The sequence below is a fragment of the Modestobacter italicus genome (assembly GCF_000306785.1).
Taxonomy (GTDB): domain Bacteria; phylum Actinomycetota; class Actinomycetes; order Mycobacteriales; family Geodermatophilaceae; genus Modestobacter; species Modestobacter italicus.
The window spans coordinates 2,900,743-2,920,843 of sequence record NC_017955.1 but is presented as its reverse complement, the minus strand read 5'-3'; the positions used below and the strand labels follow the sequence as shown (position 1 = coordinate 2,920,843).

General features: G+C 73.2%; 21 protein-coding genes and 1 pseudogene. 17 read left to right on the top strand and 5 right to left on the bottom strand.

Translation table 11 applies throughout. The features are described 5' to 3' along the window. The first annotated feature begins 11 nt into the window (after positions 1-11). On the top strand, positions 12-476 hold the full coding sequence (locus tag MODMU_RS14115) for a MaoC family dehydratase (RefSeq protein ID WP_014740960.1): 465 nt from the start codon (positions 12-14) through the stop codon (positions 474-476). Positions 477-512: 36 nt separating this feature from the next. Here MODMU_RS14115 and MODMU_RS14110 read toward each other — a convergent pair whose 3' ends face one another. Then, entirely contained in the window at positions 513-1,391 is an 879-nt protein-coding gene (locus tag MODMU_RS14110; RefSeq protein ID WP_014740959.1) for an IclR family transcriptional regulator, read from the bottom strand. Between the two features lie 296 nt (positions 1,392-1,687). On the opposite strand from MODMU_RS14110, the gene MODMU_RS14105 reads away from it, so the two are divergent. The 10 genes from MODMU_RS14105 to MODMU_RS14060 all read left to right on the top strand — a co-directional run bounded on the left by MODMU_RS14105 (position 1,688) and on the right by MODMU_RS14060 (position 10,307). Next, positions 1,688-2,821: an NDMA-dependent alcohol dehydrogenase gene (locus MODMU_RS14105; protein WP_014740958.1), complete on the top strand. Its 1,134-nt coding sequence runs from the start codon at positions 1,688-1,690 to the stop codon at positions 2,819-2,821. After that, entirely contained in the window at positions 2,821-3,381 is a 561-nt protein-coding gene (locus tag MODMU_RS14100; RefSeq protein WP_014740957.1) for a UGSC family (seleno)protein, read from the top strand. Before MODMU_RS14105 ends, MODMU_RS14100 begins: the two co-directional genes overlap by 1 nt. Beyond that, a complete protein-coding gene (locus MODMU_RS14095; protein ID WP_014740956.1) occupies positions 3,378-4,487 on the top strand; it encodes a hypothetical protein in 1,110 nt (369 codons plus the stop codon). Before MODMU_RS14100 ends, MODMU_RS14095 begins: the two co-directional genes overlap by 4 nt. Beyond that, entirely contained in the window at positions 4,484-5,371 is an 888-nt protein-coding gene (locus tag MODMU_RS14090; protein WP_014740955.1) for an SDR family NAD(P)-dependent oxidoreductase, read from the top strand. The genes MODMU_RS14095 and MODMU_RS14090 overlap by 4 nt, the downstream gene beginning before the upstream one ends. Next, positions 5,368-6,261 (top strand): SDR family NAD(P)-dependent oxidoreductase, encoded by an 894-nt coding sequence (locus tag MODMU_RS14085; protein WP_014740954.1) that lies wholly within the window; start codon positions 5,368-5,370, stop codon positions 6,259-6,261. Before MODMU_RS14090 ends, MODMU_RS14085 begins: the two co-directional genes overlap by 4 nt. Next, positions 6,261-7,352 (top strand): zinc-dependent alcohol dehydrogenase, encoded by a 1,092-nt coding sequence (locus MODMU_RS14080; RefSeq protein WP_014740953.1) that lies wholly within the window; start codon positions 6,261-6,263, stop codon positions 7,350-7,352. The genes MODMU_RS14085 and MODMU_RS14080 overlap by 1 nt, the downstream gene beginning before the upstream one ends. Positions 7,353-7,478: 126 nt before the next feature. After that, complete coding sequence (locus tag MODMU_RS14075; RefSeq protein WP_014740952.1) at positions 7,479-8,033, top strand: UGSC family (seleno)protein; 555 nt, start codon at positions 7,479-7,481, stop codon at positions 8,031-8,033. After that, complete coding sequence (locus MODMU_RS14070) at positions 8,030-9,124, top strand: hypothetical protein (RefSeq protein WP_014740951.1); 1,095 nt, start codon at positions 8,030-8,032, stop codon at positions 9,122-9,124. Before MODMU_RS14075 ends, MODMU_RS14070 begins: the two co-directional genes overlap by 4 nt. Then, positions 9,121-9,372, top strand: a complete 252-nt coding sequence (locus tag MODMU_RS14065) for a hypothetical protein (protein ID WP_014740950.1) — start codon at positions 9,121-9,123, stop codon at positions 9,370-9,372. The genes MODMU_RS14070 and MODMU_RS14065 overlap by 4 nt, the downstream gene beginning before the upstream one ends. 2 nt (positions 9,373-9,374) lie before the next feature. Beyond that, positions 9,375-10,307, top strand: a complete 933-nt coding sequence (locus MODMU_RS14060) for an SDR family NAD(P)-dependent oxidoreductase (protein ID WP_014740949.1) — start codon at positions 9,375-9,377, stop codon at positions 10,305-10,307. A 46-nt stretch (positions 10,308-10,353) separates the two neighbouring features. On the opposite strand, the gene MODMU_RS14055 is transcribed toward MODMU_RS14060, so the two are convergent. The 4 genes from MODMU_RS14055 to MODMU_RS14040 are packed head-to-tail and all read right to left on the bottom strand — an operon-like array spanning position 10,354 to position 13,578. Continuing rightward, on the bottom strand, positions 10,354-11,268 hold the full coding sequence (locus MODMU_RS14055) for an SDR family NAD(P)-dependent oxidoreductase (protein ID WP_014740948.1): 915 nt from the start codon (positions 11,266-11,268) through the stop codon (positions 10,354-10,356). Continuing rightward, positions 11,268-12,170: a 4-hydroxyphenyl-beta-ketoacyl-CoA hydrolase gene (locus MODMU_RS14050; RefSeq protein ID WP_014740947.1), complete on the bottom strand. Its 903-nt coding sequence runs from the start codon at positions 12,168-12,170 to the stop codon at positions 11,268-11,270. Before MODMU_RS14050 ends, MODMU_RS14055 begins: the two co-directional genes overlap by 1 nt. Next, complete coding sequence (locus MODMU_RS14045) at positions 12,167-12,832, bottom strand: 3-oxoacid CoA-transferase subunit B (RefSeq protein ID WP_014740946.1); 666 nt, start codon at positions 12,830-12,832, stop codon at positions 12,167-12,169. The genes MODMU_RS14050 and MODMU_RS14045 overlap by 4 nt, the downstream gene beginning before the upstream one ends. Beyond that, the gene (locus MODMU_RS14040; protein ID WP_014740945.1) at positions 12,829-13,578 is read right to left on the bottom strand and encodes a CoA transferase subunit A; all 750 of its coding nucleotides are present in this window, start codon (positions 13,576-13,578) and stop codon (positions 12,829-12,831) included. Before MODMU_RS14040 ends, MODMU_RS14045 begins: the two co-directional genes overlap by 4 nt. Positions 13,579-13,902: 324 nt before the next feature. Here MODMU_RS14040 and MODMU_RS14035 point away from each other — a divergent pair, with 324 nt between their 5' ends. The 6 genes and pseudogenes from MODMU_RS14035 (at position 13,903) to MODMU_RS14015 (ending at position 19,907) form a co-directional block, all read left to right on the top strand. After that, positions 13,903-15,006: an NDMA-dependent alcohol dehydrogenase gene (locus MODMU_RS14035; protein WP_197537328.1), complete on the top strand. Its 1,104-nt coding sequence runs from the start codon at positions 13,903-13,905 to the stop codon at positions 15,004-15,006. A gap of 12 nt (positions 15,007-15,018) precedes the next feature. Continuing rightward, positions 15,019-16,497, top strand: coding sequence for an aldehyde dehydrogenase family protein (locus tag MODMU_RS14030; protein ID WP_014740943.1), 1,479 nt, complete (start codon positions 15,019-15,021; stop codon positions 16,495-16,497). A 148-nt stretch (positions 16,498-16,645) separates the two neighbouring features. Next, positions 16,646-17,764: an NDMA-dependent alcohol dehydrogenase gene (locus MODMU_RS14025; RefSeq protein WP_014740942.1), complete on the top strand. Its 1,119-nt coding sequence runs from the start codon at positions 16,646-16,648 to the stop codon at positions 17,762-17,764. Positions 17,765-17,771: 7 nt separating this feature from the next. After that, positions 17,772-17,942 (top strand): annotated as a pseudogene (locus MODMU_RS30335) (zinc-dependent alcohol dehydrogenase); the annotation flags it as partial. A gap of 106 nt (positions 17,943-18,048) precedes the next feature. Then, positions 18,049-18,876, top strand: coding sequence for a zinc-dependent alcohol dehydrogenase (locus tag MODMU_RS14020; RefSeq protein WP_430699192.1), 828 nt, complete (start codon positions 18,049-18,051; stop codon positions 18,874-18,876). Between the two features lie 26 nt (positions 18,877-18,902). Then, positions 18,903-19,907 carry an amidohydrolase family protein gene (locus MODMU_RS14015; RefSeq protein WP_014740940.1) on the top strand — a complete coding sequence of 335 codons (1,005 nt, stop codon included), beginning with the start codon at positions 18,903-18,905 and terminating at the stop codon, positions 19,905-19,907. The last annotated feature ends 194 nt before the right edge of the window (positions 19,908-20,101 follow it).

The window sequence follows — 20,101 nt, the reverse complement described above, 5'->3', positions numbered from 1 at the left end:
GGAGCAACCCCATGAGCACCCCCGTCAGCGTCGAGGGGACCGACGGCGTCACGAGCCTGGTCGGCGAGGAGCTCGGCCCGAGCGACTGGATCGAGATCACCCAGCAGATGGTGGACACCTTCGCCGAGGCCACCGGTGACCACCAGTGGATCCACGTCGACGTGGAGCGGGCGAGGGAGGAGAGCCCCTTCGGCGGCCCGATCGCGCACGGCTACCTGACGCTGTCGCTGATCCCGCTCGTGCTGCCGCGGCTGGTGCAGTTCACCGGCTTCTCGATGGGCGTGAACTACGGCACCGAGAAAGTCCGCTTCCCCTCGCCGGTGCCCGCGGGGAGCAGGCTGCGCGCCCGCGCCTTCGTCGACCGGGTGACCGACGTCCCCGGCGGCGTGGCCGTGCAGATCACGGTGACCTTCGAGGTCGAGGGGAGCACCAAGCCCGCGTGCGTGGCCACGGTCGTCGTCCGGCACTACGTCTGACCGGGTGCCGGCCCGCTCCTGCCGAGCTGACCGGGATCAGTGCAGGTCGGGCTGGGCGGTGCGGCGCACCGCCCGCCGGTCCACCGTGCCCACCGATGGGGCACCCAGCGCCCGGCTGATCCCGCGGGCGGTCGCGGCCAGCACCGGGACCAGCGCGTGGCTCTTCACGGCGGCGCGCTGCACGGTGACCCCCAGGGCGGCGATGACCTCGTCGCCGGGTCCGCGGACCGGGACGGCGAGGGCGAGCGCCTCGGCGGTCAGCTGGTTCTCGGCGATCGCCACGCCGGTGCGCCGGACCTCGGCCAGGGTGCGCCGCAGCTCCTCCACGTCGGTGATCGTGTTCGCCGTGAACCGGCGCAGTGGTGAGGCGACGACCTCCTGCTGGAGCTCCGGGCTGGCGTAGGCGAGCAGCACCTGCCCGGTACCGGTCGCGTGCAGGGGCCACCGCCCCCCGAGCCGGGACAGCACCTGCACCGCCCCCCGGGCGCGCAGCGACTCGACGTAGACGACGTCGTGCCCGTCCCGCACGGCCAGGTGCACGTTCGCCCTGGTCGCGTGGTGCAGGTCGTCGAGGTAGGGCAGGGCGAGTTCGCGCAGCTGCAGGCCGTGCGGGGCGAGAGCGCCCAGCTCGAGGAGGCGCAGCCCGATGCCGTAGCGACCGTCGGCCGCGCGCTCGAGGGCGCCCCACTCGCGCAGCTCACCGACGAGCCGGTGCGTGGTGGTCAGCGACAGCCCGGTGCGGCGGCTGATGTCCGACAGCGACAGCGAGCAGTGGTCCGGCCCGAACGCGGCCAGGACGGCCAGCGTGCGGCCGGCGGCCGTCGCCGGGCCTGCGCACGGGGTCCCGACAGCGGGCCGGGAGCCCGTCGCCGCACCGTCCCGGGCACTCGAGGAAAGCGGCGCCATTGCCGACATGTCGTCCTCCTGGCGTGTGGGTTCCCGTGGGGCCGACGCCCTCTGGTGTGGCGCGCGTCACCCTTGGTCGAGTATGCCGCCACGGCCCTCGCGCGGGAGGGTCCGGCTTCCGCCGGGAGGAAGACGCGTCGAAACCGAGATGCGGCGAGGACACGATCGTCCTCGACGCAGAGGTGACGCAGACCACTGGCCGCGGGCTGCCGCGCCGAGCCCGCGACCTCGCGACGACGCCTCGCTCCGGGCGACCGCCCTCCGTCGCCGTCCCACCCGCTCGCCACCTGAAGGAGACCGCGCCCATGCCGACGACGACCAGGGCGGCCGTGATGTACGCCGCTCACCAGCCGTGGGAGATCACGGAGCTGCAGCTCGACGACCCGAGGGAGCAGGAGGTCCTGGTCCGCTGGGAGATCTCCGGCATGTGCCACTCCGACGACCACATCCGCACCGGCGACGCGCGCAACCGCTTCCCGATCGTCGGCGGGCACGAGGGTGCCGGCGTGGTCGAGGCGGTCGGTGAGCACACCACCCGGGTGAAGGTCGGCGACCGGATCGTCGCCTCGTTCATCCCCGCCTGCGGGGTCTGCCGCTGGTGCTCCACCGGCCACCAGAACGTCTGCGACCGCGGCCTCTACGCCGGCACCGGCCAGCTGCAGGACGGCACCTTCCGGTTCCACCAGGACGGCAGCGACCTCGGCGCGTTGTGCACCCTGGGCACCTTCTCGGAGCGCTCGGTCATCTCCGAGTACTCCGCGGTGCGGTTGCCCGACGACATCCCCTTCGAGGTCGCCGCGCTGGTCGGCTGCGGGGTCCCGACCGGCTGGGGCTCGGCGGTCCACGCCGCCGGCGTCCGGGCCGGGGAGACGGTGGTCATCTACGGCTCGGGTGGGGTGGGCAGCAACGCCGTCCAGGGCGCGGCGTACGCCGGGGCCAAGAACGTCGTGGTCGTCGACCCGGTGCCCTTCAAGCTGGAGATGGCCAAGGTCTTCGGGGCCACCCACACCTTCACCGACCCGCGGGCGGCCTGGGAGTTCGTCAACGAGACGACCTGGGGGCAGTTGGCCGAGCACGCGATCATCACCGTCGGCGTGAACACCGAGCAGGTCGTCACCGACGCCATCAACATCACCGGCAAGACCGGCAAGGTGACCGTCACCGCCATCGGCAAGGCGGACGAGAAGCAGGTCCAGGTGAACGGCGGCACGCTCGTCGGCTACACGCGGCAGGTGCAGGGCGCCCTGTTCGGCAACTGCAACCCGCTGGTCGACATCCCGCGGCTGCTCGGCCTCTACCGTGCGGGCGACCTGAAGCTCGACGAGCTGATCACCAACCGGTACCGCCTCGAGGACCTCAACCAGGGGTACCAGGACATGAACGACGGCAAGAACATCCGCGGGATCATCGTCCACGACCACGCCGGGACGCGTGCCTGATGGCCACCCTGGCCGACGTCCTCGACCCCACCGGCCGCAGCTCGGCCCGGGCCGCCGACGCCACGCTGGCACCGCGGCCGGCGGACCTGACCGGCCGGCGCATCGGGCTCCTGGAGAACACCAAGCACAACGCCGCCCTGCTGCTCGAGGAGCTGGCCGGCCGGCTGGAGCGGGAGCACGGTGCGGTGGCGGTGCTGCGCCGCACGAAGACGGCGTTCGCCCTGCCGATGCCCGACGAGCTGCGCGAGGAGTTCCTCGCCGAGTGCGACGTCGTCCTCGTCGGCGTCGGTGACTGCGGGTCGTGCAGCGCCTCGGCCGTCGCCGACGGCATCGCGTTCGAGCGGTCCGGCGTCCCGGCGGCGGTCATCTGCTCGGACGCCTTCACCGTCACCGCCTCGTCCATGGCGGCGGTGCAGGGCGCGCCCGACTACGCCTTCCTCACCACGGCCCACCCCGTCGCGATCCTGAGCCCCGAGGCGGTCGCCGAGCGGGCCGAGCAGCTGCTGCCCGGGGTCCTGGCCACCGTCACCGACCCGGCCGGGCACGGGCGCTCCTCGTGAGCGCCACGATCGACCTCCCCGCCGCCGACCCGGACGCCGCCCGCGCGGCGATGGAGCACTGCTACGAGCAGGGCTGGTCCGACGGACTGCCGCTGGTGCCGGCCACCCGGCCGCTGGTGGACGAGTTCCTCGCCACCGTCGACCGCCGCCCCGACGAGGTCATCGGGGCGCTGGAGCACCTCGACCGCAGCGTGACCGTCGAGGTCGCCGCCATCAACGCGGCCATGGCCGGGTGCCGACCGGAGTACTTCCCGGTCGTCCTCGCGGCCTGGGAGGCGGTGCAGCGCGACCGCTCCGCGAAGGGCGGCGGCTGGCAGAGCACCAGCGGGCCCTCGCCGTTGCTCGTGGTCAACGGCCCGGTCCGCACCGAGCTGGGCCTCAACTCCACCGGCGGGGTGTTCGGTCCCGGCTTCCGGCCGAACATGACCATCGCCCGCAGCATCGGCCTGATCGTCCGCAACGCCCTCGGCGTCGTGCCGCACGGTTTCGAGCAGGCCACCCAGGGGCTGCCCGGTCGCTGGCAGGTGTGCGTCGCGGAGAACGAGGAGGAGAGCCCCTGGGAACCGCTGTCCGTCGAGGGCGGTGTCCCCGCCGGCACCTCGGCGGTCTCGGCCATGCTGACGCGGACGGTCGAGTACGTCGACAACCGGCACACCGCCGATCCCGAGCAGCTGCTCGCCGACTTCGCCGACACCCTCTCCCGCACCGGTGCGCTGATCTTCCGGAACGCCCCGGCCGGGATCGTGTTCTGCCCGGAGCACGCCCAGCTGCTGGCCGGGGCCGGGATGAGCAGGGCCGATGTCCGGGCCTGGCTGGTCGAGCGGTGCGGCCGGAGCAAGGTCGACCTGGCCCGCGTCGGCAAGGACGGCGTCGGTGACAACGGCGTCCGCTTCGCCCAGGGGACGCCGTCGGACGCCGTCGACCCGCTGTTCGCCGCGGACGGTCCGGAGGTGCTGCCGATCGCCGTGGCCGGCGCCCGCAACGCCGGGATCTCGATGGTGGTCCGCGTCTTCGCCGGCTGGTCGGCCAGTTCGGTGCCGGTCGTCGGCCGGACCGCCCCCTCCGGTCCGTCCCCGTCCGACCCCGCACAGAGGAGCGCCTCGTGACCGACCCCCTGCTCGACCCCTTCGGCAGCGCCACCGATCCGTGGATGTCCGGGCGCACCGCGCTGGTCACCGGCGGCGGGCAGCAGAGCGGCACCCAGCCCGGCGTCGGGTACGCGATCAGCCGGGTGTTCGCCGCGCACGGCGCCCGGGTGGCCGTCCTGGACCGCGAGGGGGACGCCGCGCAGCGCACCGTGGACCGGATCACCGCCGACGGCGGGACGGCGGTGGCCGTGGTGGCCGACGTGCTGGACGACGCCGCGTGCCGGAGGGCGGTCGACGAGGCCGTGGCCGCCCTGGGCTCGCTGGACACGCTGGTCAACAACGTGGCCGTCGGCGACCGGGCCGGGGTGTTCGAGGTGACCCCCGAGCGGTTCCACCAGCTGATGGACCTGAACCTGACCACCGCCTGGCAGATGACCCGGCACGCCGTCGAGGTGCTGCCGGCGGGCGGCGCGATCGTGAACATCAGCTCGGTCGGGGTGCGTGCCCGCGGGCCGGCGATGGTCTACAACCTCGCCAAGGCGGGCCTGGAGAACCTCACCATCGGCGCGGCCAACACGCTGGGGGAGCGCGGCGTCCGGGTGAACTGCGTGCAGGTGGGTGCCATCTGGGGGGCCTTCGCCGCGGCCAACATGTCGGAGGAGATGCGGGAGGTCCGCAAGGGCTGGTCGGCCCTGGGCACCGAGGGCAGCCCCTGGGACATCGCCCAGGCCACCCTGTTCCTGGCCAGCGACCGGGCCCGCTGGATCTCCGGGCAGATCCTGTCCGTCGACGGCGGGCCGAACACCGGGCGCGCACCCAAGCCGGCCGCCTCGGCCGCTGCGCCGGTGACGACGGTGCTGGAGACCACGACGCCCGAGGGCGCCCCGGCGGTGCACGCGTGACCGCCGCCGCGGACCGGGTCGCGCTGGTCACCGGCTGCGGCAAGCCCGACGGGATGGGGCAGGCGATCGCCCGCCGGCTCGCCGGCCAGGGCCTGGCCGTCGTGGTCACCGACCTGCAGGCCACCGGGGTGCCGAACCGGCAGCAGGAGGGCCGGTCCGCCGGCTGGGGCGGGGTCGAGGCGCTCGTCGCCGACATCACGGCCGGGGGCGGGACGGCGGTCGCCTCGCTCGGTGACGTCGCCGTCGAGGCCGACGCTGACCGGATGGTCGCCGAGGCGGTCGAGCACTTCGGCCGGCTCGACGTCCTGGTCAACAACGCGGCCGCTCCGCAGGGTCCGGACCGGGCGGACGTCGCCGACATCCCGGCCGAGGTCTTCGACCGGGTCATCGCGGTCAACCTCCGCGGGCCCTGGCTGATGTGCGTGGCCGCGGTGCCGGTCATGCGCGCGCAGCGCGCGGGCCGGATCGTGAACATCTCGTCGATGGCCGGGCTGACGGCCGCCCCGTTCTCCGGCCCGTACTCGGCGTCCAAGGCCGGTGTCATCGGCATGACCCGGGCGCTGGCCATGGACCTGGGCCCGTGGGGGATCACCGTCAACGCGCTCTGCCCCGGGCTGGTCGCCACCAGCCGGGCGTTCCTGAGCTCGGGCCCGGACGTCGACGAGGCGGCACTGATGGAGCAGCGCGGCCGCAACATCCCGGTCGGGCGGGCCGGCGCGGCCGAGGACATCGCCGCCGCGGTCGCCTTCCTCGCCTCCCCGGAGGCCGCCTACATCACGGCGCAGGCCATCCCGATCGACGGCGGTGGGCTGAGCCCGTTCCCGCTGCGTCGCCCCGAGCCACCGCCGGCCCAGGCACCGCAGCCGGCCGAGGCCGGGACCGCACGCTGATGGCCGAGATGGTGCGGGCGGTGGTCCAGACCGCGCCGCGGACGCTCGAGCTGCGGGAGTTCCCCCGTCCGGTCATCGGCCCGGAGGACGGGCTGCTGCGGATCGAGGCGAACGGGATCTGCGGCAGCGACGTCGAGCAGTACAAGGGGCACCTGTTCCGCGGCTCGGCCGTGGTGCCCGGCCACGAGCCCCTGGGCATCATCGAGGAGCTCGGCGACAAGGCCGCCGAACGCTGGGGCGTCTCGGTCGGTGACCGGGTGGCGCTGGAGATCCTGGTGCCCTGCCACCACTGCCCGGCCTGCGTCTCCGGTCGGTACCAGGCGTGCCCCCGGCGCGCGGCGAGCCACGGCTACACCCCGATCACCCAGCAGCCCTCGCTGTGGGGCGGGCTGGCCGAGTACACCTACCTGGCGCCCGGCTCGATCGTGCACCCGATCGACCGCGCCCTCCCGGTGGAGCTCGCGGTCATGTTCAACCCGCTCGCCGCCGGTGTCCGTTGGGCGGTGCACCTCGGCGGTGCCGGGATCGGCAGCACCGTCGTCGTGCTGGGGGCCGGTCAGCGCGGCCTGTCGGCGGTCATCGCGGCCAAGGCCGCCGGTGCCTCCACCGTGATCGTGACCGGGCTGGCCGCCGACGAGCACAAGCTGGCGCTGGCCCGGCAGTTCGGCGCCGACCACACGATCGTCGTCGACCAGGAGGACACCGTGGCGCGGGTCCTGGAGCTGACCGGCGGGGTGGGGGCGGACGTCGTCCTGGAGCTCACGCCGATGGCCCTCGGCCCGGTCGGGGACGCGCTGGCCTCGGCCCGGCACGGGGGGCGGGTCGTCCTCGCCGGCCTCAAGGGCGGGCGGAAGGCCGAGATCGACACGGACTTCGTCATCAACCGGGCGCTCACCCTGGTCGGGGCCTACGGGGTGGACTCACCGGCCTACGCCGAGGCGATCCGGATCATCGAGTCCGGGCGCACGCCGATCGCCCAGATGCACACCCACTCGCTGCCGCTGGAGGACACCGAGACGGCGATCCAGCTCCTCGCCGGCGAGGGCCCGGGGGAGCCCGCCGTCCACGTCTCCGTCCACCCGGGCCGGTGACGGACCCGGCGGGCGTTCTGCTGTTCCGCCGGGCGGGAGTGCCCTGGTGGGCATCGACCGGGGCGTCCTAGCGTTCTGGTCATCGAGACGGCCGTCACATCGGCGTCCGGATGCGAGGAGAGCGCCGTGTACGACAGCGTCATCGACCCCACGGTCGGTCCGGCGGGCGACGCACGTGGTCGCACCGCTCTCGCGCCCCGACCGGGCGACCTCTCCGGTCTGCGCCTGGGACTGCTGGCCAACACCAAGCGCAACGCCGAGGACTTCGTCGAGGAGGTCGCCGGGCTGCTCGAGTCGCAGCACGGGGTGCAGAAGGTGCTGATCCGGAAGAAGCCGAGCATCGTCGAACCTGCGCCGCCGGACATGCTCGAGGAGCTGCGGGCCGCGTGCGACGTCGTCGTCGTGGGCGTGGGCGACTGCGGCTCCTGCAGCGCCTCGGCCGTCGCCGACGGCCTGCAGCTGGAGGAGGCGGGCATCCCCGCCGTCGTCATCGTCAGCGACGCCTTCCGGGTCAGCGCCGACGCCATGGCCACCCTGCAGGGCACCGAGGGCTACCAGTACGTGACCACCCCGCACCCGGTGGCCAACCTGTCCCGGCAGGGCGTGCGTGACCGGGCGGCCGCGGCCGTCCCGGAGATCGTGGCGCTGCTGCGCGGACCGAACGTGGCAGCCAGGTCATGACGGCGGCCCCGCCGCAGGTCGACGGGCGCGCCGGGACCGCGGACGACCCGGTCCGCGGCGTCCGGGGCGCCATCGAGTACTGCTACGAGCGCGGCTGGAGCGACGGCCTGCCGGTCGTCCCGGCGACCGAGGACGACGTGGCCGAGTTCCTGGCCACCGTCGCCCGCGACCCCGACGAGGTCATCGGCGCCCAGTCGCACCTCAACCGCCGGGTCACCGTGGCGCAGGCCGCGGTCAACGCCGTCATGTCGGGCTGCCGGCCGGAGTACTTCCCCGTGGTGCTGGCCGCCTGGGAGGCGGTGAACGGCGAGCCGGCCTCCCGGGGCGGCGCCTGGCAGTCGACCAGCGGGCCCGCGCCGTTGCTCGTGGTCAACGGACCGGTCCGGGACCGGCTGGGCATCAACTACGCCGGCGGCGTGTTCGGCCCCGGCTTCCGGGCCAACGCCACGATCGGCCGGGCGCTCGGCCTGATCGTCCGCAACGGCTACGGCATCCGTCCGCAGGAGCTGGAACAGGCGACCCAGGGGGTCCCCGGGCGGTGGACCATGTGCATCGGTGAGCACGAGGAGCTCTCCCCGTGGGAGCCGTTCAGCGTGGCCGGAGGCGTGGCGGCCGGGGTGGACGCGGTCTCGGCGCTGCTCGTCCGCGACTGCGAGTACATCGACAACCGGCACACCGAGAGCGCGGAGGCGGTGCTCTGGGACGTCGCGGACACCCTCGCGCGCACCGGCGCCTACCTCGGCATCAAGCACTCCACCGGCGGTGTGGTGTTCGGGCCCGAGCACGCCCAGTTCCTCGCCGCCGCCGGCTACGGCCGGGCCGACGTCCAGCAGTGGCTCTTCGAGCACGCCACCCGCCGCCAGGCAGACCTGGTCGCGGCGGGGAAGGAGTCCCACGACCAGGACCCCGGCCCCGACCCGTTCCCGATGATGCCCTCGGCCGCGGAGATCCCGGTGCTCGTCGCCGGCGCCGCCAACGCCGCCATCTCGATGGTCTTCCGCCCGTTCGGTTGGTCCACGTGGTCCGGCCGCTCGGTGCCCGTCCCGCCCGCCCGCGACACCGCGACCCACCCCCAGGAGGCACCCGCATGAGCGTCGACGAGAAGCAGTTGGACCAGTTGAAGCAGACCCTGCAGGCCGACGACTACCGGATGGACGTCGACGTCCGGGGCGACTCCGCGGACGTGGCCATCGTCGCCGGCCCGGACGCCTGCGAGGAGTGCCTCGTGCCGAAGCCGCTCATGCAGTCGATGCTCGGCCCGGTGCTGGGCATCGACCCGGCCAGCATCCGGCTGGTCTACCCGACCGACGGACCCGGCGCCGACGTCACGACCTCCTGAGCGTGGAGGTCTCGCTGGAGGGCAAGGTCGCCCTCGTCACCGGGGTCGGCCCCAACATCGGCAGCGGGGTGGCCCTCGCCCTGGCGCGCTACGGCGCCAGGGTGGCCTGCAACGACGTCGACGACGCGGTCATCGAGGCGTGCATCTCCCGGATCGAACGCAACGGCGGCGAGGCGATGGCCGCCCCCGGGGACGTCACCGACGAGGCCGCGGTCCAGGGCTACGTGGACGCGGTCCTCGAGCGGTGGGGCCGGATCGACATCCTGGTCAACAACGCCGCGGTCCTCGGTGGCCGGGGGGTCCTCGACGAGACCGCGGCGGACTTCGAGCGTGCCGTGCGGGTGGCCGGGCTCGGGTACTTCCTCAACACCAAGCACGTCGGGCGGGCGATGGCGCAGCGCGGGATCCGCGGCTCGATCGTCTGCATGTCGTCGTCCAACGGCTGGAACGGCTCGGCCGGCGTGATCGCCTACGCGTTCCACAAGGGCGGGGTGAACAACTTCGTCCGCGCGGCAGCGATGGACCTCGCGCCCTACGGCATCCGGGTCAACGGCTACACCCCGACCGCGCCGACCGTCGACAACCCCGAGCTGCTGGCCCAGCTGGCGGCGCAGGGCCGACCGGCGGACCTGCTCAACGCCGGTCGCGCGGGCGGCGGCCTCGGCGGCGGCACCGGCGACGAGGAGTGGCGCCGTCCCGCCCGCTGGGCGGGGGAGCGGCCGCCGCTGGTGCCGATGGGCTCGACGGGCACCCCGACCGACATCGGCCACGCGGTCGCCTGGCTCTGCTCGGACTACGCACGCCTGATCACCGGCACCGACCTCGTCGTCGACGGGGGAGCCCGGGCCAAGAACTTCGCCTACTTCCCGGCCGCCCCCGAGGACCTCGCCGGCCCGGTCGCGCTCATCCCGCTGGACGAGACCCCGGCGCCCTGATCCCCGCACCGTCCCCGTACGGCCGGGACGGTGCGGGGCCGCCCGGTCAGTGGACGGGGTCGCCCAGCCGCGGCGACGGCAGCCGGTTCTCCGGCGCGTACACCGGGTGCGAGGTGAGGAACGGGATCGCGGCGGCGCGCTCGGCGTCCAGCGGCTCGTCCGGGAAGGCGGCCAGCGTCGTGTCGAACCGGTCGCGGACCCCCTCCCGGAACTCCGGGTGGGTCAGGATGAACAGGTCGTTGCGCCGGACGCCGGCCAGCACCCGCTCACCGGCCTCGACGTAGCTCATGTACGGCTGGTGCTTGGCGCGCTCGAGGAACTCCGCCGGCGGCGGTGCGTAGCCGCTCTCCCCGTAGGCCTCGGGCCGGGCGGACACCCCGGCGGCGATGTTGCTGTGCACGGGGCCGGGGCAGTACGCCGAGACGCCGATGCCCTCGGGCGCCAGCTCGATGGCCAGTGCCTCGGACAACGCGATGACCGCGGCCTTGGTCATGCTGTAGAGCCCGGCCACGATCGGCATCAGGCCGGCCATCGACGAGGTGTTCACCACGTGGCCGCCCTCGCCCTGGGCCTGGATGAGCGGCACGAAGGAGCGGATGCCGTTCCCGACCCCCCGGATGTTGACGTCGATCAGCCAGTCCCAGTCGCGGGCCGTGGCGCCCATCACCGGCCCGGTCAGTCCGATGCCGGCGTTGTTGACCAGCACGTCGAGCCGGCCGTGCCGCCGGACGGTCTCCGCCGCCGCCGCGTCGACGGCGGCGGCATCGGTGACGTCGAGCGTCATGCTGTCCGCGGAGACGCCGGCCGCGGCGAACTCGGCCAGCGACTCGTCGATGAACTCCTGCCTGCGGCCGCTGATGACCACCTGCATGCCCGCCTGCGCGAAGGTCAGGGCGATGCCCCGGCCGATGCCGCTGGACCCGCCGGTGACGAACGCGACCTTGCCCTCGACGTCCTTCATCAGTGCCCTGCTCCCTCGCCCGGCGCGGGGGAGAGCCCCAGCAACCGCGCGGCGTTGTCCTTCATGATCTTGGGGCGGACCTCGTCCTTGATGCCGATGGCGGCGAAGTCCTTCATCCAGCGCTCGGGCGTGATCACCGGGAAGTCGGAGCCGAAGAGGACCTTGTCGCGCAACAGCGAGTTGGCGTACTGGACGAGCTGCGGCGGGAAGTACTTCGGCGACCAGCCGGACAGGTCGATGTACACCCGTGGCTTGTGGGTGGCCACCGACAGCGCCTCGTCCTGCCAGGGGAACGACGGGTGGGCCAGGATGATGTCCATGTCCGGGAAGTCGACGGCCACGTCGTCGACGTCCATGGGGTTGGAGTACTTCAGCCGGATCCCGCCGCCGCCCCGGGTACCGGCACCGACCCCGGTCTGGCCGGTGTGGAACAGCGCGATCAGCCCGTGCTCGGCGATGACCTCGTACAGCGGGTAGGCCAGCCGGTCGTTGGGGTGGAAGCCCTGGGTGTTGGGGTGGAACTTGAACCCCCGGACGCCGTGGTCGGTGACCAGCCGGCGCGCGGCGCGCACCCCGGCCGCCCCGCGCGCGGGGTCGATGCTGGCGAACGGGATGACGACGTCGGAGTGCTCCGCGGCGAGCTCGGCGACCTCCTCGTTGGTGGGCACCATCTCCTCACCGGTCTGCGAGATGCTGTCCACCCCGAAGGCGATGCAGGCCATGCTGCGCTCGCGGTAGTACCCGGCCAGCTGCGGCAGCGTGTACTGCGGCATCGAGCCGATGCCGAAGTACGCGCCCATGTCGTCGGCGGTGCTCCCCTCGGGCGGCGGGGCGTGGACCGACCGGTGCACGTGGGTGTGCACGTCGATCGCGGTGATGCGGGACAGGTCGATCCCCGTCACGGGTGCAGGTCCTCGGTGTACGGGGCGGCGGTGCGTTCACGCACCTGGTCCGGGGTGACCCCGGGCGCGCACTCCACGAGGCGCAACGTCCCGTCCACGACGTGGAAGACGGCCAGGTCGGTGTAGATGCGGGTGACGCACGCCCGCCCGGTCAGCGGCATCGTGCACTCCGGGAGGACCTTGGGTCGCCCCTGGCGGTCGACGTGCTCCATCGTCACCCAGACCTGCGGGGTCCCGGCGACGAGGTCCATCGCCCCGCCGACGGCCGGGCTCTTGCCGGGCACGTACCAGTTCGCGAGGTCGCCGGCGGCCGAGACCTGCAGGGCACCGAGCACGGTGACGTCCAGGTGCCCGCCGCGGATCATGGCGAAGGACATCGCCGAGTCGGTGATCGCCGCGCCCGGCATCAGGGTGATCGACTGCTTGCCGGCGTCGGTCAGGTCGGGGTCGCCGTCGCCCTCGGGCGCGGGGCCCAGGCCCAGCACGCCGTTCTCCGCGTGCAGCACCACCTCGGTGTCCGCGGGGATGAAGAGGGGGACGAAGAGCGGGATGCCGACGCCGAGGTTGACGACGTAGCCGTCCTTGAGGTCCTGCGCGAGCCGCTGGGCGATGCCCTCGCGGGTCCGGCCGGTGACCTCGGCGGTGGGCAGTGTGCCGGTCATGACGCGGACCTCTCCATCAGTGGCTGGTCGGCCGCGGCCCGGGTGGCCAGCAGCACGTCGTCCACGAAGACACCGGGCAGGTGGACGTCGTCGGGGTGCAGCGCGTCGACCTCGACCAGGCGCTCCACCTCGGCGAAGGTGTGCCGTCCCGACATCGCGGCCAGCGGGTTGAAGTTCCGGGCGGAGAGCCGGAACCGCAGGTTGCCCTTGCGGTCCCCGCGGTGCGCCTTCACGAAGCCGAAGTCGGCGACGATGCCCTCCTCGAGGACGTACTGCCGGCCGTTGATCATCCGGTGCTCCTTGGCCGGCACGTGCTCGGCGACCCCGCCCTCGGGGGAGTAGCGCAGCGTGAAGGAGCCGTCGGCGAGCATGGTGCCCGCGCCCGACGGCGTGAAGAAGGCCGGGATCCCCGAGCCGCCGGCGCGCAGCCGCTCGGCCAGCGTCCCCTGCGGGACCAGCTCCAGCTCGACCTTCCCCGCGAAGTAGTCGTCGTAGAACTCCTGCAGGATCGGGAAGGAGGCCGTCACGCGGCGCAGCCGTCCCTCGTGCAGGAGGCGTCCGACGCCGGTGAAGTCGTGACCGACGTTGTTGACGTAGACGTGCAGGTCGCGGCGGTCCAGCTCGCACAGCGCATCCAGGAGGACGTCCGGGCGGCCGGAGCTGCCGAAGCCGCCGACGGCGATCGAGGCGCCGTCGTGGACGCGGTCCACCACGGAGAGCACGTCCTCACGGAACTTGTCGATCACGCCAGGTCCTCTCGCAGACGCAGCAGGGGGTCCCGGGCCGACGGCGTCGGCAGGGTGCGGCGAGTATCGGCCGGTCCGCCGAGGGGCGAGAAGGCGTACTTCCGGGACCCGGAAACAATCGCGACGCCCGTGCCTCCGCCGGGACCGCCGACGAGGTCGTCTTCCGTGGGCGGGAAAGCCCTGTGGCCCACGCCACCTCCCGACGACCATCGTGGGCTCTGCCGCGGGACGTCGCCCCGGGCACCGCCATGAGGCCCTGGTCGTCAGCCCGGCCCGTTCCCTCATGACCGGTCGTCACGTGCAGGGGAAGGGGTCCAAGTGAGCATGACCACGCGAGCCGCGGTCTGTCGCGAGCCGGGTCGGCCGTGGGAGATCACCGAGCTGGAGCTCGACGACCCGCGCGCCAACGAGGTCCGGATCAAGTTCATGGCGGCCGGTCTCTGCCACTCCGACGACCACATCCAGAAGGGCGACGCGCAGATGCGCTTCCCCGTGGTCGGCGGCCACGAGGGCGCCGGGATCGTCGACGCGGTGGGCGAGGGCGTCACCCGGGTGAAGGTGGGCGACCACGTGGTCTGCTCCTTCATCCCCGCCTGCGGCAAGTGCCGGTACTGCTCGACCGCCCGCCAGAACCTGTGCGACGAGGGCAAGAACGCCTCCACCGGTGAGTTCCCCGACGGGACGTTCCGCTTCCACCAGAACGGTGAGGACTTCGGTGGCCTCTGCGTGCTGGGCACCTTCGCCGAGCACGCCGTCGTCAGCGAGTACTCCGTCATCCCGATCCCCGACGACATCCCCTTCGAGGTGGCCTCGCTGGTCGGCTGCGGGGTACCGACCGGCTGGGGCAGCGCCGTGCACGCCGCCGGCGTCCGGGCGGGGGAGACCGTCGTGGTGTTCGGCGCCGGCGGCGTGGGGAGCAACGCGGTGCAGGGTGCCCGCCTCGCCGGAGCCCAGCGCGTGGTCGTCGTCGACCCGGTCGCCTTCAAGCGCGAGAAGGCCGTCGAGTTCGGCGCGACGGACACCTTCGCCACGGCGGCCGAGGCCGCCGCGTTCGTCGACGCGGTCACCTGGGGCGAACTCGCCGACCACGCGATCATCACCGTCGGCGTGCTGCACGACGAGGTCATCGCCGACGCCCTGAAGATCGTCGGGAAGACCGGCCAGGTGACCGTGACCGCCGTCGGGAACGGCTGGATCAACGAGCACCCCGGCATGCTGATCGGCTACCAGCGCCGCATCCAGGGCGCCATCTTCGGTGCCTGCAACCCGTTGTTCGACGTGCCCCGCCTGCTGAGCCTGTACCGCACCGGCGACCTGAAGCTCGACGAGCTGATCACCCGGACCTACAAGCTCGACGAGGTCAACCAGGGCTACCAGGACATGTTGGACGGCAAGAACATCCGCGGCGTGATCATCCACGAGCACTGAAGGGCCACACCCATGACGATCGCCCCTCCCGGCCCGCAGACCGGGTCCCCGCTCATCATCGACGACGCGCAGCTGATCGGCGGCGACTGGGTCAGGGCCGCCAACGGCCAGACCATCGACGTCCTCAACCCGGCCACCGGTGAGGTCCTGGCCCGGGTGCCCCGTGGCGACGCCGCCGACGTCGACGCGGCGGTCCGCGCCGCGGAGGCGGCCTACCCGGCGTGGCGGGACACCAACGCGACCACCCGCGGCGCGCTGGTCTTCCGCTGGGCCGCGCTGATCGACCAGCACACCGCCGAGCTGGACCAGCTGGAGTCCCAGGAGGTGGGCCGCCCGAGCTGGGGCCCGCCGCCGATGTCCCGGATCCTGAACTTCGTCGCCGGCCAGGCCGACAAGGTGCAGGGCCTGTCCCTGCCCACCTACACCCCCGACGCCATCGGGATCACCCTCCGCGAGCCCTACGGCGTGGTCGGTGCGGTCATCCCGTGGAACGCCCCGGCGCCGATGTTCGTCAACGACGTCGGCCCGGCCATCGCGGCCGGCAACACCATCGTCATCAAGCCGGCCGAGGACGCGCCGCTGACCGCGCTGGCGCTGGCGAAGCTGGCGCTGGAGGCCGGCATCCCGCCGGGCGTGGTCAACGTCGTCACCGGGTACGGCTCGGAGGCCGGCGCGGCCATCCCGGCCCACCCGGGCATCAAGCGGATGAGCTTCACCGGCTCGCCGGACACCGGCTCCCTCGTCATGGCCGCCTGCGCCAAGAACCTGACCCCGCTGCACCTCGAGCTGGGCGGGAAGTCGCCGCAGGTGGTCCTGGCCGACGCCGACCTCGACGCCGCGATCCCGGCGATCGCCATGGGCATCACCCTCAACACCGGTCAGATCTGCGCGGCCGGCTCGCGGGTCGTGGTCCACCGCTCGATCCACGCCCAGGTCGTGGAGCGGCTGGCCGAGCGGATGTCCCAGGTGAAGGTCGGCCCGTGGCACGAGCAGGTCAACATGGGGCCGCTGATCAACGCCAAGCAGCACGCCCGGGTCCTGGAGTACATGCAGCTGGGCCAGCGGGAGGGCGCCGACCTCGTGCTTGGCGGTGGCCGGCCGAGCGGCGCGCAGTTCGAGCGCGGCTTCTTCGTCGAGCCGACGCTGTTCGACAACGTGGCCCCCTCGATGCGCATCCACCAGGAGGAGATCTTCGGCCCGGTGCTCGGGGTGACCCCGGTGGACGACGACGACGAGGCGCTGCGGGTGGCCAACGGCACCGACTACGGCCTGGTCGCCTCGGTCTGGACCCGCGACGTGGGCAAGGCCGTGCGCTTCGCCCGCGGGCTGCAGGCCGGCCAGGTCGCCGTGAACGCGGCGCTGGGCGCGGGCGTCATCGGCGGGCCGTTCGGCGGCTACAAGCGCAGCGGGTTCGGCCGCACGATGGGCGCCGACGCGGTCCTGGACTACACCGTGGTCAAGACGGTGTCCCTGCGCGGCACCTCCTCCTGAGCACCAGCGCTCCTGCCGGCCGGGGCCCCGCTGCCCCGGCCGGCACCGGGCCCCACCAGGCCCGCACCACCCCGGACCGGGAGTGGGTCCGGCACACGTCTTCCCCCGCGGCGCCACCGCTGCGGGCACCCACTGGAGGGGCACACCGATGAGCATCACCACCCGCGCAGCCATCGCCCGAGGGCCGCACATCGGCTGGGAGCTGACCGACCTGCAGCTCGACGAGCCGAAGCAGCACGAGGTCCGGGTCAAGTTCAAGGCCTCCGGGCTGTGCCACTCCGACGACCACATCACCCAGGGTGACGCGCCGGTGCGCTTCCCGATGGTCGGCGGCCACGAGGGCTCCGGGATCGTCGAGTCCGTGGGCCCCGACGTCCGCCGGGTGAAGGTCGGCGACCGGGTCGTCTGCTCCTACATCCCGGCCTGCGGCGCCTGCCGCCCGTGCTCGACCGGCCACCAGAACATGTGCGTCAAGGGGCTCAACGCCGGCAGCGGCATGTTCCTCGACGGCACCTTCCGCTTCCACCTCGGCGACGAGGACCTCGGCGGCTTCTGCTCGCTGGGCACCTTCTCCCAGTACGCCGTCGTGTCCGAGTGGGCCGTCGTCCCGATCGCCGACGACATCCCCTGGGAGGTGGCCAGCCTGGTGGGCTGCGGCGTCCCGACCGGCTGGGGCTCCGCCGTGCACGTCGCCGGGGTGCGGCCCGGGGACACCGTGGTCGTCTTCGGCGCGGGCGGCGTCGGCAGCAACGCCGTCCAGGGCGCCCGGTACGCCGGGGCCAAGAACGTCGTCGTGGTCGACCCGGTGGAGTTCAAGCGGGAGATGTCCGCGGTCTTCGGCGCGACCCACGCGTTCGCCTCTGCCAAGGAGGCCCACGACTTCGTCGTGGAGACCACCTGGGGCCAGCTCGCCGACCACGTGATCCTGACCCCGGGCGTGGTCACCGAGGACATGGTCCAGGCGGCGGTTCTGATGACCGGCAAGGGCGGCAAGGTGACCATCACCGGCGTCGGCAAGATCGACGAGAAGGCCGTGCACGTCCACGCCGGGCTGCTGATCGGCTACCAGCGGCAGATCCGCGGGTCGCTGTTCGGGGACTGCAACCCGCTGTACGACATCCCGAAGCTGCTGGGCCTCTACCGGGCCGGCGACCTCAAGCTGGACGAGCTGGTGACCCGTACCTACGCCCTCGACGAGGTGAACGAGGCCTACGCCGACCTCGAGGCCGGGAAGAACATCCGCGGCGTCATCGTCCACGAGGACTGACCGGCGGATGAGCGACATGGTCCGTGCCGCCGTCCAGGTCGGGCCGCGGCAGATCGAGCTCCGGGAGTTCCCGCGACCGCAGGTCGGCCCGGACGACGGGCTGCTGCGCGTGGAGGCCAACGGCATCTGCGGCAGCGACGTGGAGACCTACAAGGGCCACATGGGCCTGGGCAGCGGGCCGTTCGTCCCGGGTCACGAGCCGATGGGCATCATCGAGGAGGTCGGCGAGCGCGCGGCGCAGCGCTGGGGGGGTCCAGCCCGGCGACCGGGTCGCGCTCGAGGTCATCGTCCCCTGCCGGGCGTGCCAGCGGTGCCTGACCGGCCGCTACCAGTCCTGCCCCAACCGGTCGATCGCGCACGGTGTCACCGGCGTGGACGTCGAGCCCAGCCTCTACGGCGGGTTCGCCGAGCACCTCTACCTCACCCCCAACGCCGTCCTGCACAAGATCGACGCGAGCATCCCGGCGGAGATCGCCGTCATGTTCAACCCGCTCGGTGCAGGCGTGCGCTGGGCGGCGCACCTCGGGGGCATCGGGCTGGGCGACACCGTGCTCGTGCTCGGGGCGGGGCAGCGGGGCATCGCGTCCGTGATCGCCGCCCGGGCCGCAGGCGCCGGGACCATCATCACGACCGGCCTGGCCGCGGACGAGCACAAGCTGGCGCTCGCCCGGGAGTTCGGCGCCGACCACACCCTCGTGGTCGACGGGGACGACGCCGTGGACACCGTGGAGCGGGTCCGCGAGATCACCGACGGCGAGATGGCCGACGTCGTCCTGGAGCTCACGCCGATGGCCGCCGCCCCGGTCACCGACGCGCTGCTGGCCGCCCGGCACGGCGGCACGGTGGTGCTGGCCGGGCTCAAGGGCAACCGCGAGATCCCGCTGCGCACCGACCTGGTCATCAACCGCGCGCTCACCGTCCGCGGTGCCTTCGGGGTCGACGCGACCGCCTACGCCGAGGCCATCGCGCTGATCGAGTCCGGCCGCCATCCGCTGGAGAAGCTGCACACGCACACGTTCGGCCTGGCGGACACCGCCCTGGCCATCGAGACCCTCGCCGGCGAGGTGCCGGGGGAGTCCGCCGTGCACGCCTCCGTGCACCCCACGTCCTGACCCGCCCCACCCACCGGAGGGCCACCGTGCTCGTCGACGCCCACGCTCACCTGCTGCCCCACGACTACCCGCCGGACGCCCCGGAGTGCTTCCCCCGGATGGAAGCGGTGGACGGCGAGACCGCGCGGACCCTGGTCTTCGGGGCGATGCGCTTCACGGCCCGGGACGTCTTCTTCGACGCCGAGCGGCGGATCGAGGAGATGGACGCCTCGGGCGTGGACGTCGAGGTGCTGAGCCCGATGCCGCCCCTGCTGCGGTACGACCTGCCGCCGGCCGACGGGCTCTCCCTGGCCCGCCACGTCAACGAGTTCAGCGCCACGCTGGCCGCGGCGGACCCCTCCCGGATCAAGGCCCTGGGCATGGTCCCGATGCAGGACCCCGACGCCGCCACGGCGGAGCTCAAGGCGGTCCAGGACCAGGGGCTGCACGGGGTGGAGATCGCCTCGAACGTGCTGGGGAGGTCGATCGGCCACGAGCAGTTCCTGCCGTTCTTCCAGGAGGCCGAACGGCTGGGCCTCGCGGTGTTCGTGCACGCGATGCCCAGCCCGTCGGAGCGGCTCCCGATGGCGGCGATGGGCACGTACACCGTCGGTGTCGAGGGCGCGTACGCCGCCGGGTCGATGGTGTCCGGCGGCACCGCCGCCGCCTGCCCCGACCTGCGCATCTCCTTCAGCCACGCGGCCGGGGGGTTCCCCCTCATGCTGCCCCGGGCGCAGTACTTCTGGGGCGGGTCGTGGAACGAGGAGCCGGTCGACCTGACCCGCGCGGTCATGCACGACGACGGCCCCTCGCCGCTCGAGCTGGCCCGCCGCTTCTGGTACGACTCGATGGTCTTCGACCGGCGGGCGATCCGGTTCCTGATCGACCTGCTCGGCGCGGACAGGCTGCTCGTCGGGTCGGACTTCCCGGCGATGCTCCGGGAGGAACCGGCCGGTCGCACCCTGCGGTCGATGGACCTCGACCCGCAGGCCTGGGCGGACATCAGCGGGGCCAACGCGTTCCGCTGGCTGGGCATCGACCCCCCCGGCTGAGCGCACTCCGCACCCCGTCCCGAGACCGGCGACGTCGCTCCGACGTCGCCGGTCCTGGCGTGCCCGCGCCCTGCTGCCGGGCAGTCCCGGCGCGGTGGCCGGACCTCGTCCCGGGTCGAACTTGTCTCCCGTCCGACGGAAGGACGAGCAGACGCCGCGCCCAGGGCACGCCACTCTTTGCTGGCGAAGAGTGA